This window comes from Chlamydiota bacterium, assembly GCA_012729785.1.
In the GTDB taxonomy this organism is placed as follows: domain Bacteria; phylum Auribacterota; class Tritonobacteria; order UBA1439; family UBA1439; genus UBA1439.
On the sequence record JAAYCL010000001.1, the window covers coordinates 82,574 to 95,820 of the forward strand.

12 protein-coding genes are annotated in these 13,247 nt (G+C 71.0%); 11 read left to right on the forward strand and 1 reads right to left on the reverse strand.

The genetic code is table 11. The annotated features are described in order from the left end of the window. Window positions 1-83 precede the first annotated feature (83 nt). The gene (locus GXY35_00330; protein ID NLW93048.1) at window positions 84-2,525 is read right to left on the reverse strand and encodes a YfhO family protein; all 2,442 of its coding nucleotides are present in this window, start codon (window positions 2,523-2,525) and stop codon (window positions 84-86) included. A 165-nt stretch (window positions 2,526-2,690) separates the two neighbouring features. On the opposite strand from GXY35_00330, the gene GXY35_00335 reads away from it, so the two are divergent. The 11 genes from GXY35_00335 to GXY35_00385 all read left to right on the forward strand — a co-directional run bounded on the left by GXY35_00335 (window position 2,691) and on the right by GXY35_00385 (window position 13,168). Next, window positions 2,691-4,727 (forward strand): elongation factor G, encoded by a 2,037-nt coding sequence (locus GXY35_00335; GenBank protein ID NLW93049.1) that lies wholly within the window; start codon window positions 2,691-2,693, stop codon window positions 4,725-4,727. Window positions 4,728-4,736: 9 nt separating this feature from the next. After that, window positions 4,737-5,711, forward strand: coding sequence for a radical SAM protein (locus GXY35_00340; protein NLW93050.1), 975 nt, complete (start codon window positions 4,737-4,739; stop codon window positions 5,709-5,711). A 40-nt stretch (window positions 5,712-5,751) separates the two neighbouring features. Next, a complete protein-coding gene (locus GXY35_00345) occupies window positions 5,752-6,507 on the forward strand; it encodes a YebC/PmpR family DNA-binding transcriptional regulator (protein ID NLW93051.1) in 756 nt (251 codons plus the stop codon). Between the two features lie 16 nt (window positions 6,508-6,523). Further along, complete coding sequence (gene ruvC / locus GXY35_00350) at window positions 6,524-7,072, forward strand: crossover junction endodeoxyribonuclease RuvC (protein NLW93052.1); 549 nt, start codon at window positions 6,524-6,526, stop codon at window positions 7,070-7,072. A gap of 4 nt (window positions 7,073-7,076) precedes the next feature. Next, complete coding sequence (gene ruvA, locus GXY35_00355; protein ID NLW93053.1) at window positions 7,077-7,664, forward strand: Holliday junction branch migration protein RuvA; 588 nt, start codon at window positions 7,077-7,079, stop codon at window positions 7,662-7,664. 190 nt (window positions 7,665-7,854) lie between these two features. Beyond that, window positions 7,855-8,877 carry a Holliday junction branch migration DNA helicase RuvB gene (gene ruvB, locus GXY35_00360; GenBank protein NLW93054.1) on the forward strand — a complete coding sequence of 341 codons (1,023 nt, stop codon included), beginning with the start codon at window positions 7,855-7,857 and terminating at the stop codon, window positions 8,875-8,877. 25 nt (window positions 8,878-8,902) lie between these two features. Beyond that, window positions 8,903-9,970, forward strand: coding sequence for a tRNA preQ1(34) S-adenosylmethionine ribosyltransferase-isomerase QueA (gene queA, locus GXY35_00365; protein ID NLW93055.1), 1,068 nt, complete (start codon window positions 8,903-8,905; stop codon window positions 9,968-9,970). A 17-nt stretch (window positions 9,971-9,987) separates the two neighbouring features. Beyond that, window positions 9,988-10,956, forward strand: a complete 969-nt coding sequence (locus GXY35_00370) for an MBL fold metallo-hydrolase (GenBank protein NLW93056.1) — start codon at window positions 9,988-9,990, stop codon at window positions 10,954-10,956. Between the two features lie 75 nt (window positions 10,957-11,031). Further along, on the forward strand, window positions 11,032-12,153 hold the full coding sequence (gene tgt / locus GXY35_00375; protein ID NLW93057.1) for a tRNA guanosine(34) transglycosylase Tgt: 1,122 nt from the start codon (window positions 11,032-11,034) through the stop codon (window positions 12,151-12,153). 104 nt (window positions 12,154-12,257) lie between these two features. Then, window positions 12,258-12,509, forward strand: coding sequence for a preprotein translocase subunit YajC (gene yajC, locus GXY35_00380; GenBank protein ID NLW93058.1), 252 nt, complete (start codon window positions 12,258-12,260; stop codon window positions 12,507-12,509). Then, window positions 12,506-13,168 (forward strand): HD domain-containing protein, encoded by a 663-nt coding sequence (locus tag GXY35_00385; GenBank protein NLW93059.1) that lies wholly within the window; start codon window positions 12,506-12,508, stop codon window positions 13,166-13,168. The genes yajC and GXY35_00385 overlap by 4 nt, the downstream gene beginning before the upstream one ends. Window positions 13,169-13,247 lie beyond the last annotated feature (79 nt).

Genomic DNA, 13,247 nt, shown 5'->3' on the forward strand with positions numbered 1-13,247 from the left:
GGCGCGTTCGCTCGGTTCCCCCGAACTCCCCATCGGAGTGCCCCGCACTACGATACAAAGTTATCCACAGCCCCAGGGCACGCTTACGTGTGCCCTGGAGAGGGCGGTGGATATGGGATTGTCTTGCCGCTTCGGGCGCACATGGTTATGACAAGACCCGCGAGCGTGAAGAGGGAGACGACCGCCCCGATGCGGAACCCCGGCGGCGTGTAGCGCAGGCGCACCGCATGCCTCCCCGGGGGCAGGCGGATCCCGCAGAATATCCCGTTCGTCCTCGTCACCTCGACCGGCGTTCCGTTCAGGGCCGCCTCCCACCCCGGCGCCCAGATCTCCCGCGTGCACAGGTGGGCGGGCTGCTCCGTCGCGACCTCCGCCTCGAGCAGCCCCGGCGCGGCCCGCCGCACCGAAACCGCCCTGAACCCGCCCTCCGCGGCCAGCGGCCGCGCGCCGGGGGCGAGGAGCGCCTCCAGGCGCGGGTCGAACGACCGCAGCGTCCGTCCCTCCTCCCCCGGCGGGCAGACCGTTGCGCGCGCGACGAGCCAGGCGTGGGGAAGCCGTTCGGGATTCCGGAAGAGGAGGAGGCGCGGCGCGACCCCCTCCCCGAGGAACTGCCGGTAGACCGGGACGCCGGCGAAGACGCCGTCGGGACGCAGGCCCGGGATGCCGGGCGGGCGGTCCGAGAGCACGAGCCCGACGCCGAGCAGCGAGAGGAGCTCGGGCGCCTCGATCGAGTGGACGGCGAGCGACCAGCGGGGCAGCGGGCCCGCCGCGCCTGAGGCCAGGTCCAAAAACCGGGCGTAGGCGGAGAAGTTGACCGGGGTGTAGCCGTCCACGCGCGAGATGTCGAGCGCGGTGCTCGACGCAAACGGGTACGCCGCCCAGAACGCCGCCCCGCGGGGCGGGGTCATGTCGAGCATCCGCCCGCAGTCGTTCCCCGCCTTCCCTATCGCGGCGGCGAGGGGGGAGGCGGGATGGAGCAGGCCGAGCGGCTGCGCGGCGAGGAACGCCCCCGAGGAGCGGAGAAGCTCGAGGAACGCCAGCGCGCAGAACGCGAAGGAGAAGACGCCTCTCCGGATGCGGGCCCGTTCCCTCAGGGCGCAGAGGAGGCAGAGGACGGGGACGAGCAGCAGGGAGAAGCGCAGGGAGCCGACGGCGTCGGCGAGGTGGCGGGAGGCGCCGCGCGCGGCCCGCGCGGCGTCGAGCAGCGGGAGCCGGGCCTCGCCGAAAAGAAAGACGAACCGGTTCGAGAGGTTCGCGGCGAGGCGGGCGGGGTCGGCGCCGCGCATCGCCGCCCAGAGCGTGCCGTACAGGAGCATCCCCGCCGCGCAGACGGCGAACCAGGCCCGCCCGGCCCCTCCGCGCCGCGGCTCCATCGCGCCCGCGACGGCGTCGAAGAGGCGCGCGGCGAGCATCGCGAGGAAGAACGGAACCAGATAGAGCAGCCGCCCCGGGTTGCGGAATCTGCCGAAGAACGGGACCAGGCGGTCGAGCGCGGCGTGGACGAAGGAGAGCTCCCGCGCGGAGAGCAGCACGGCGCCCGCGGCGAGAAGCCCCCAGAGGGCGACGTCGCGCCGCGTCATGCGGGACGGCGCGTTGCGGAGGAGCAGGAGCAGGGGCGCGACGCCGGCGAAGAGCGCGCACTCCCACGAAAGCGTCCCTAGAGGAGCGTACTCGCCGACGAGGGAGGGGGAGACGAGGGACGCGGCGATCTCGCCGAGCGAAGGGGCGAAGTCGAACCGCGCCTGGCCGAGGGGGTGCGACCGGGAGAGGAGCGGGTAGAGGCGGTGGGCCGGGAGGAGGTAGAAGGCGGAGAGCGGCGCGGAGAGGAGGACGCCGAGGAGAAGGCAGCGCCGCGCCTGGCGGGGAGCGGCGGTGACGGGCGTCGCGCGCGGCCGCAACGCGGCGTAGGCCGCGATCCCCGCCAGGGCGCAGGCGAGGATCTGCGCCTCGCCGGTGAGGCAGGCGAGCGAGAGGGAGACCGCGAGGCACGCCGCGGAGGCGGCGGAGGGCGCTCGGAGGCAGCGCTCGGCGCAGAAAAACAGCAGCGGGATGAAGGAGAAGATCGCCAGGCGCGAGTAGAGCCCCGCCTGCGCGTGCGTGAGGCTCCGCGCGCCGAGCGAAACGACGATCCCCGCCAGCAGGGCGCCGGCCCGCGAGCAGCCCGCCTGCCGGGCGCAGGCGAAGGAGAGCGCCCCCGCGAGGAAGAAGTGCAGGAGGAAGCCGAGGTTCAGGGCCAGCGCCGGGGGCAGGGGGGAGAGGAGGAGGGAGGGGAAGGAGAACGCGGGGTAGAGCGGGTTGGGGAAGGCGGGGGTTCCCGCGCACTCGTACGGGTTCCAGAAGGGGAGGCGGCGGTGCACGAGCAGGGACCGCCGGACGAAGACCTGGTGCGGGAGATACTGCGTGACGGCGTCGCTGAAGCGGGTGGCGAGGAGGTTCGACGGGGTGAACGCGGGCGGGGGGAAGGCCGCGGCGACGAGCAGGAGCAGCAGCCCGATGCAGACGAGATCCTTCGCGCCCGGTTTCACGCGGATAGGATAGCACCGGAGGGCGCCTCGGCCCACGGATAATCGGCATCCCGGCCGTTCCCCGCGCAGTTCACCCTTGTCCCGAAGATGCGTTTCTGATAGGGTACGACTGTATCCGGGCTCGGACCTCGCGCCCGGCAGACCCCTGAGAAAGGACTGCGCATCATGAAGGGTATTTCCGTCGAGAAGGTGCGGACCCTCTCCCTGATCGGCCACGGCGGCTGCGGCACGACAGGCCTCGCGGACGCGATGATGTTCCTGAGCGGCGCGAACGACCGGCACGGCCGCGTCGACGCCGGCTCCTCCATCGCCGACACCAGCGACGAGGAGAAGGAACGGAAGGGCAGCATCCAGTCGCACCCGCTCCATATGGGATGGAAGGAGCACAGCCTCTTCGTCGTCGACACCCCCGGGGACGCCGACTTCGTCGGGGACGCGGTCTGCGCCCTCCGCGTCTCGGACGCCGCGGTCGTCGTCGTGGACGCCCTCGCGGGCGTGGACGTGGGGACGCTCCGGGTCTGGCGACTCGCCGACCAGCGCTCCCTGCCGCGCGCGGTCTTCATCAACAAGCTCGACAAGGAGAACGCCGACTACGCCAAATGCCTCGAGGCGGTGAAGAGGAGCCTCGGCCCCGCGTGCGTGCCGGTGACGCTGCCCGTCGGCAGGCAGGCGGGCCTCAGCGGGGTGGCGGAGGTGCTCTCCGGCGCGGGGATGGACCGCCTCGACGAGGACGTCAAGGCGCTCGCCGCGGGGCTCCGCGAGAAGCTCACCGAGGCGGCCGCGGAGACCGACGACGCCCTCACGGAGAAGTACCTCGAGAGCGGGACGCTCGACCCCGAGGAGGTCGGTCGCGCGTTGCGGAGGGCGGTGAACGCCGGAACGCTCGTGCCGGTCTTCTGCGGCTCGGCCGACAAGGAGATCGGGGTGGCCGAGCTGCTCGACGGGATCGTCGGCCTCTTCCCCTCCCCGGCGGACCGCGGGCCGGTCAAGAGCGCGGACGGCGGAACGGTCGAGCCGAGGCCCGACGCCCCGTTCAGCGCCTTCGTCTTCAAGAACATCACCGACCCGTTCGTGGGCCAGCTCACCTACTTCAGGGTCTACGCGGGGACGCTCCGCGCCAACAGCTCCTTCCTCAACGCGACGCAGAAGAAACCGGAGCGGTTCGGCCACCTGTACCTGATCAAGGGGAAGGAGCAGATCTCGGTCGACGAGGTCGGCCCCGGCGACATCGTGGCCGTCCCGAAACTGAAGCTGACCGGTGTGGGGAACAGCATCTCCTCCGAGGAGCACCCGGTCGAGTTCGAGCCGCTCTGGCTGCCGAAGACGGTGATCTCGTTCGCCGTCCACGCCAAGAAGGCCGGGGAGGAGGAGAAGATCGCCGCGGGGCTCCACCGGCTCATGCAGGAGGACCCGACGCTCAGGGCCGCGCGGAACGTCGAGACGAAGGAGTTCATCGTCTCGGGGATGGGCGACGTCCATATCTCGACCGCCCAGCAGCGGCTGAAGAACAAGTTCAACGTCGACGTCGAACTCCGGCTGCCCACGGTCCCGTACAAGGAGACGATCAAGTCCAGCGCGGAGGGGCACGAGCGGCACAAGAAGCAGACCGGCGGGCGCGGACAGTACGCCGAGGTGTACCTCAAGCTGGAGCCGGCGGAGCGCGGGGCCGGCTTCGAGTTCGTGGACGACATCGTCGGCGGCGCGATCCCGAAAGGGTTTCTGCCCGCCATCGAGAAGGGGGTGCGCGGCTCGATGGCCCAGGGCGTCGTCGCGGGGTTCCCGGTCGTCGACCTGCGCGTCCGCTGCTACGACGGCACCTTCCACGACGTCGACTCGTCCAACATGGCGTTCGAGCTCGCCGGCTCGAAGGCGTTCAAGGACGGGATGGCGAAGGCGCGCCCGATACTCCTCGAGCCGATCTACGTGCTCGAGGTGACCGTCCCGGCCGACTACATGGGCGCCATCACCGGCGATCTCAACAGCCGGCGCGGGCGGATCATGGGGATGGAGCAGATGGGCGAGCTGCAGAAGATCAAGGCGCAGGTGCCGCTCTCCGAGATGCTCAGCTACTGCACCCAGCTGCGCTCGCTCACCGGGGGGCGGGGGACGTTCGAGATGGAGTTCTCCTCCTACGAGGAGGTCCCGGCGGCGCTTGTGCAGAGGGTCGTCGCGCAGCAGCAGGCGAAGAAAGAAGAGAAGTAGACGCCGGCGATGGAGCGCAGCGAACTGGCCTGCCGCGCCCGGGAAGCGCTCGCGATGCAGTCGCCGTGCCGCCTCTGCCCCCGCCGCTGCGGGGCGCGGCGGGCCGCGGGGGAGCGGGGGGCGTGCGGCGAGGGGGCGGCGGCGCGCGTCTACCGCGCCGCGCCGCATCGCGGCGAGGAACCCCCGCTCTCCGGCGTCGCCGGGTCGGGCACGGTCTTCTTCAGCGGCTGCACCCTCCGCTGCGTCTACTGCCAGAACCACCCGTTCAGCCAGGGGGGGGCGGGGGAGGAGCTCTCGGCGGCGGAGCTCGCGGGCGTCTTCCTCGCGCTTCAGGCGGCGGGGTGCCACAACCTGAACCTCGTCACCCCGACGCACGTCCTCCCGCAGATACTCCAGGCGCTGGAGCGGGCGGTTGGCGACGGGTTCGCGCTCCCGGTGGTCTACAACACCAGCGGGTACGAGACGCCCGAGGCGCTGCGGCTGCTCGACGGCGTTGCGGACATCTACCTGCCCGACCTCCGATATGCCGACGGGGACGCCGCGGCGCGCTACTCGGGCGCGGCCGACTACCCGGCGTTCAGCCGCCGCGCGGTGCGGGAGATGTGGCGGCAGGTGGGGCCGCTCGCGACCGACGCGGCGGGGATCGCCCGGCGGGGGCTCATCGTGCGGCACCTGGTCCTCCCCGGGGGGGTCGCCGGCACCGGGGAGGTCATGCGGTTCCTCGCCGAGGAGGTCTCCCGCGACGTGCGCGTCAGCCTGATGCGCCAGTACACGCCCTGCTTCCGGGCGGTTGGAGACCCGGTCATCGGCCGCAGGGTGACGCGGCGCGAGTTCGACGAGGCGGTCGCGGCGATGCGCCGGGCGGGCCTCTCGCGCGGCTGGGTGCAGGAGGGGGCCGACGAGGCGCCCGAAGAGTTCCTCGGGGAATCGTTGGCGCCGAAACGCGCACAAATGCGTACTGTGCGGACCCGGAATCGCGTATAATGCGCACGGATTTCCCGGCGCCTGCCGGGGGAGGGGATCGATGAGCGGACACTCGAAATGGGCCAGCATCAAGCACAAGAAGGGCGCGGCGGACCAGAAGCGCGGCAAGATCTTCAGCAAGTTCGTCAGGGAAATCAGCGTGGCGGCGCGTTTCGGCGGCGGCGATCCGGCCTCGAACCCGCGCCTCCGCACGGTGATCGCCAAGGCGAAGCAGTTCAACATGCCGGCGGACAACATCGACAAGGCGATCAAGAAAGGGACCGGCGAGCTGCCGGGGGTCTCCTACGAGGAGATCACCTACGAGGGGTACGGGCCCGCGGGCGTGGCGTTGATGGTCGACTGCCTCTCGGACAACAAGAACCGCACCTCGTCCGAGATCCGCAACATCTTCGACAAGCGGAACGGGCGGATGGCGGGGGCGGGTTCCGTGGCGTGGAACTTCAACAAGAAGGGGTTCATCGCGGTGGAGAAGGAGGGGGTCGACGAGGACCAGCTGCTCGCCGTCGCCCTCGACGCGGGGGCCGAGGATTTCAACGCCGAGGAGAAGGGGGCGTACGAGATCTTCACCCGGCCCGAGGCGCTCGAGGAGGTCAAGAAGGCCCTCGAGGCCAAGGGGATACGCTACTCCCATGCCGAGATCGCCCGCATCCCCAAGACCACGGTGGCCGTGACCGGGAAGGACGCGCAGCACGTCCTGGAGCTGATGGAGGAGCTGGAGGACCACGACGACGTGCAGAACGTCTCGTCGAACGCGGACCTGCCGGACGACCTCGTCGAGGCCGCGGCGAAGCGCTGATCGCCGGGGGGACGCGGTGAGAATAATCGGCATCGACCCCGGCACCATCGTGACCGGCTACGGGATCGTGGACCGGAAACGAAGCGCCGTCTCCTTCGTCGCCTGCGGTTGCATCGTGAACCGGCCCCACGTTCCGCTTCCCGTCCGGTTCCTGAAGATCCACCGGGAGCTGGGGGAGGTTCTGGACGCCTACCGGCCGGCGGAGATGGCGGTCGAGGGGATCTTCTTCTGCAGGAACGTGAAGACGGCGCTGGCGCTCGGCGAGGCCCGCGGCATCGCGATGCTGGCGGCGGCCGAGCGGGGCCTGGGGGTGTTCGAGTACGCGCCGCGGCGGGTGAAGCAGGCGATCCTCGGCCGCGGGGGCGCGGACAAGGCCCAGGTGCAGTTCATGGTGAAGGCGATCCTCGGCCTCCCGGAGGCGCCGCGCCCCGCCGACGCGGCCGACGCGCTCGCCCTCGCCCTCTGCCACGCGTACACGGGGGCCGGGTGCGCGGCGCGGGCCCCCGATCCCGCCTTGGGCGGGCGGGCAGAGGCGCGGCCGGCGCGCGGCCGCGTGAAAGGGTGAGCGGATGATCACGCACCTCGAGGGGGAGCTCAGGGAGGCCCAGCCGACCCGCGTCGTGATCGACGTGGCGGGGGTGGGCTACGAGTGCGTCATCCCCCTGAGCAGCTTCGACCGTCTCCCGCGGAGCGGGGCGCGGGTTTCGATCCTGACGCATCTGCATCTCCGCGACGACGGGCTGGTGCTCTTCGGCTTCCTGACCGAGGAGGAGCGCGGGCTTTTCCGCCTCCTCATCTCCGTCTCGGGGATAGGGCCCAAGATCGCCATCGGCATCCTGAGCGGCATCTCCCCGCGCAACTTCCGCGCGGCGGTGCGGGAGGGGAACGCCGCGGCGCTCTCCGCGGTCCCGGGGATCGGCAAGAAGAAGGCCGAGCGTCTCATCCTGGAGCTGAAGGACCGCGTCGAGGCGTTCGAGGAGGGGGAGCCGGGGGTTCCGGCGGCGGGGCGCGCGGAGAACGACGCGGCGATGGCGCTCGTCTCGCTCGGCTACTCGCAGGCGGAAGCCGCGCGGGCGGTCCACGCCGCGGCGAAGCGGATCGGGAAGGCCGCGGATGCGGAAACGCTCATCCGCGAGGCGCTGAAGGCGGCGAACTGAGAGGGACCGTGGTCTTCGACGCGGCTGACGAGATCGCATTGTTGCCGCGGATGAACGCGGATCGTCGCGGGGACGGGCGCGGGGTGCGCGGCACGACAGGTCCGCGCCGTTCCGCGAAGATCCGCGGCTGCACAAACGATATATCTTGTCGCGGCGGGATCCGCGGGCGGGAAACGGCGACTGGTTCGCCATGACGGAGCGATTCGTGGAAAAGGCGCTGAAGGACCGGGACCCCCAGCTCGATCTCACGCTCCGCCCCGCGGAGTTCGGCGAGTTCATCGGGCAGGAGCGGATCAAGGAGCGGCTCGGGATATTCATCCGCGCCGCGCGCGAGCGGGGCGAGGCGCTCGAGCACGCCATCTTCTCGGGCCCGCCGGGACTCGGCAAGACCACGCTCGCCCACCTGATCTCCCGGGCGATGGGCTCCAACATCAAGGCCACCTCCGGGCCGGTCATCGAGAAGGCCGGCGACCTCGCGGGGCTTTTGACCAACCTCGAGAACGGCGACATCCTCTTCATCGACGAGATCCACCGGCTGAACAAGGTGATCGAGGAGTACCTGTACCCGGCGATGGAGGACTTCACGCTCGACATCATCATCGACCAGGGCCCCAGCGCCCGGAGCGTGCGCCTCAACCTCGCCCGGTTCACGCTCCTCGGCGCCACGACCCGGAGCGGGCTCATCAGCGCCCCGCTCCGCTCGCGTTTCGGGATGACGATACGGCTCGACTACTACCCTGCCGCCGACCTCGAGAAGATCGTCCGGAGGAGCGCGGGGATCCTCGGCGTCGAGATCGACGACGGCGGCGCGGCGGAGATCGCCCGGCGGGCGCGCGGCACCCCCCGCATCGCCAACAACCTCCTCCGCCGGGTGCGGGACTACGCGCAGGTGAAGGCCGGCAACCGCATCGACGCCGCGACGGCCGACGCGGCCCTCTCCTTCCTCGACGTGGACCGGCACGGCCTCGACGAGATGGACGCGCGGATACTGACGACCATCATCCGAAGCTTCGGCGGGGGGCCGGTCGGGATCGGCAGCCTCGCCGTGGCGGTGGGAGAGGAGCGGGAGACGATCGAGGAGGTGTACGAGCCGTACCTCATCCAGCAGGGGTATCTGAAGCGCACCTCGCAGGGGCGTGTCGCCACGGAGAAGGCCCGCGCCATGTTCGGGGAGCCCGGGAAGGGCGGGGCGGGGCAGGGGGAGCTTCTCTGAGGCCGCGGAGGGGTGCGCGACGCCGATGACCCGCCTCAGGACCTCCGACTTCGACTACCCGCTCGACCCGGGGTACATCGCGCAGGAGCCGCCTCCCCGGCGCGAGGCGGCCCGTCTGATGGTCTGCCGGGGCGGGGCGGCGGGCGTCGTCCACACGGTCTTCGACCGGATCGGGGATCATCTCGAGGACGGGACGCTCCTGGTGCTCAACGACACGAAGGTCTTTCCCGCGCGGCTGGCCGGCAGGAAGGCGGGCACGGGCGGACGGGTGGAGGTGCTGCTGCTCCGCGAGCGCGGGGGAGGGGAGTGGGAGTGCCTCCTCAAGCCGGGGAGGCGGCTCCCGCGGGGCGCCGAGATCGAGTTCGAGGGCAGTCCGCTCGTCGGGCGGGTCGAGGATCGGCTGCGCGGCGGCGCGTTCGCGGTGCGCTTCCGCGGAACGGGGGAGATCGAGCGGGAGATCGACAGGATCGGCCGGGTGCCGCTGCCGCCGTACATCCGCCGGCCGCCGGCCGGGGGGCGCCGCGCCCCCTGCGACGACCGGGAGCGATACCAGACGGTCTACGCGCGGCGGCGGGGGGCGGTCGCCGCCCCCACGGCGGGGCTCCACTTCTCCGTGACGCTTCTGGAGCGCCTCGCGGCCCGCGGCATCGCGACGGCGGCGCTCACCCTCCACGTCGGCCCGGGGACGTTCCTCCCGGTCCGCGAGGAATACGTCGACGACCACCGGATGCACCCGGAGTGGTACGAGATCGGGGAGGAGACCGCCGCGAAAATCGCCCGGGCGCGGGAGGAGGGGAGGCAGCTGGTGGCGGTGGGGACGACCGTCGCGCGGGCGCTCGAGGCCGCCGCCGACGAGCGGGGCGCGGTGCGGCCCGGCGCGGGCTGGACGGATATCTTCATCCGCCCCCCGTACCGTTTCAAGGTCGTGCGGAACCTGCTCACGAACTTCCATCTTCCCGGCTCGACGCTCCTGATGCTGGTCGCGGCGCTCGCGGGCAGGGAGACGGTGCTGGGCCTCTACGAGACCGCGAAGAGGGAAGGGTACCGGTTCTACAGCTACGGGGACGCGATGCTCGTGTCGAGCGCGCCGTGACAAGAGGAGTTCGTTCCATGCCGAAGAGATTCCTGCGCATCCTGCTGGCCCCGCTCCTCGCCGCGGGCCTGTTCGCGGCGCGGGGCGGGGCCGCGCCGCCCGCCGCGCTGCCCGCCTCCCCCCTCGCCGTGCACGTCCTGGACGTGGGGCACGGGGACGCGATCGTCATCCTCACCCCCGGCGGCCGGTGCGTCCTCATCGACGCGGGCGGCGGCCGGAGGGGCGGGGGGGCGGTCCTCTCGCTGCTGAAGGAGAAGCGGGTCCGGCGGCTGGATACGGTCGTGATGTCGCACGCGGACTCCGACCATATCGGCGGGATGCCCGCGGTCCTCTCCAGCGGAATCGAGGTCGGCGAGTTCCTCGACCCGGGGTACCCGCATACGACCACCCTGTACCGCCGCGTGCTCGAGGCGGTGCAGGCGAGGCCGGAGACGCGCTACCGCACCCCCAGGGCGGGGGAGCTCCTCGACTGGGGGAAGGAGCTGCGGGTCCGGGTGCTCGCCCCCGGGGACGATCCGCGCGGCACCAACGACAGCTCGATCGTGATCCGCCTCACCTACGGCACGGTCAGCTTCCTGTTCACCGGCGACGCCGGGCGACGCTCCGAGCGGGAGATGGCCCGCCGCTTCGGGACCGGGCTCAGGGCGCAGGTGCTGAAGGCGGGGCATCACGGCTCCAAGTCGTCGTCGACCGCGCCGTTCTTGAAGCTCGTGAAGCCTGAGGTGGCGATCGTCAGCACGCGGGGCGCGGGGCCGGACGATCCGTACCGGGAGACGACCGCCCGGCTGCGCGCGGCGGGGTCGAAAATCTACCAGACGGGCAGGTACGGGATGGTCACGGTCTATTCCGACGGTGCCGGGTACCGGGTGGTCACGGAGCGCGAGGTCGAGCCCGCCGAGGCGGAGGTCCGCGAGACCGCCGCGGCCACCGGCGCGGCCGCGCCGCCGCGGGAGCTGCCTGCATCGACCGCGGCGGTCGCGCACTGAGTTCCCGCGGGCGGCCGGGATCCGCGGGGGCGCGCGTTCGGCCGCCGCATCGGCGAGGCGAGGGGGATCCGACAGATGGAGTTCACCGTTCACCGGACGGATGCGCAGACCCCCGCCCGCCTCGGCACGATCGCCACCCCGCACGGTTCCTTCGACACCCCCGTCTTCATGCCCGTGGGCACGCAGGGGACGGTGAAGACGATGAGCCCGGAGGAGCTCCGCGAGATCGGCTTCGGCATCATTTTGGGGAACACCTACCACCTCTCCCTCCGACCCGGCGCCGACATCGTCGCCCGCGCCGGCGGCCTCCACCGGTTCATGCACTGGGACGGGGCGATACTGACCGACAGCGGCGGCTACCAGGTCTTCAGCCTGGCGACGCTGCGCGAGATATCCCCCCGCGGGGTTTCGTTCCGCTCGCACATCGACGGGGCGGCCCACTTCCTGAGCCCCGAGCGGGCGGTGGCGATCCAGGAGGCGCTCGGCGCCGATATCATGATGGTGCTCGACGAGTGCACCCCGTACCCGTGCGCGCAGGATTATGCTTGCCAATCGATGGAGCGGAGCCTAGAATGGGCGTCCCGCTGCAAAGTCGCCCGCCGTTCGCCGCACGCGGCCCTCTTCGGCATCGTCCAGGGGGGGACGTACGCCGCCTTGCGGACGCGATCAGCGGCGGGGCTGGCGCGGATCGGCTTCGACGGGTACGCCATCGGCGGCCTCAGCGTCGGCGAGCCGGGGCCATTGATGCTCGAGCTCGTCGCGCACTGCTGCCGGGAGCTTCCCGGCGACAGGCCCCGTTATCTGATGGGGTGCGGGACGCCGGTGGAGATCGTCGAGGCGGTGGCGCGCGGCGTGGACATGTTCGACTGCGTGATGCCCACCCGGAACGGGAGGAACGGGACGGCGTTCACCGCCCGGGGGAAGCTCGCCGTGAAGAACGGCGCGTTCAAGGAGGATTTCAGGCCGATCGAGGAGGGGTGCGGCTGCGCCGCCTGCCGGCACTACACGCGCGCCTACCTGCGCCACCTGTTCAACGCCGGGGAGGTGCTGGGGCTCAGGCTGGTGACGTGCCACAACCTGTACTTCTATCACCAACTGATGCGGCGGATCCGTGAGGCGATCGCCGCGGGGACGTTCGAGCGGTTCAGGCGGGAGTTCATCGAAAGGTACCAACGCGGGGGGGAATCGTGCACGTGACCATCTGTGCAAAGGGGCTGTGGAACGCGGCACGCGGAGCGGGATTCGTCCCCCCGCCCGGCGGCGCGGGGGGCGAGGCGCCCGGCTTCGGCTCGTACCTGCCGATGATCGCGATGCTGGTCGCGATCTTCTACCTGATGATCTTCCGCCCGCAGCAGAAGAAGCAACAGGAGCAGAAGGCGATGCTCGGCTCCCTGAAGAAGGGAGACCAGGTGGTCACCACCGGCGGCATCCACGGGGTCGTGGCGGGGGTCCGGGACGACGTCGTGGTGCTGAAGGTGGCCGACAACGTGAAGATCGAGTTCTCGAAGAGCGCCGTCGCGGCGGTCGTCAAGGCGGAGAAGGCGTCGTCGTGACGGTGACGATCGGGCAGGTCAGGAAGAACGGGGAGGTCAACGCCTACCTGGAGAAGACCGACCGGTGCATGGTGTCGATGGGCTACACCGAGCACGGGGCCCGGCACGCGCGCATCGTCTCGGACGCCGCGCGCGCCATCCTCCTCAAGCTCGGCGTCCCCGCGCGCGAGGCGGAGCTCGCGGCGATCGCCGGCTACCTCCACGACCTCGGCAACCTCGTGAACCGAGAGAACCACGCCCTCACCGGGAGCGCGATGGCCCGCGACATCCTCCAGGCGATGGGGATGCCGGCCGCGGAGGTCGCCGACATCGTCGCGGCCATCGGGCACCACCAGGAGGAGAACGGGGAGCCGATGAGCGGCATCTCCGCCGCGCTCATCCTCGCCGACAAGATCGACGTCCACCGCGGGCGCGTCCGCAAGAGCAACCAGATGGACTTCGACACGCACGACCGCGTGAACCACTCCGCGAAGCGCTCGGTCGTCAAGGTGAGCCGCAAGAGGCGGACGATCCGCTACGACCTGACGATCGACACCCGCCTCTCCAGGGTGATGGACTATTTCGAGATATTCATGTCGCGGATGATCATCGCCCGGAAGGCCGCGGCGTTTCTCGGCTGCAGACTGGAACTGGTGATCAACGGCGCCAAGATGCTTTAATCAGCTGTACGCCGTGAGCTGTACGATATACGCTGAAAGCTTGCGGCGCACATCCAAGCGGCTTGCAGCTTGCGTTGTA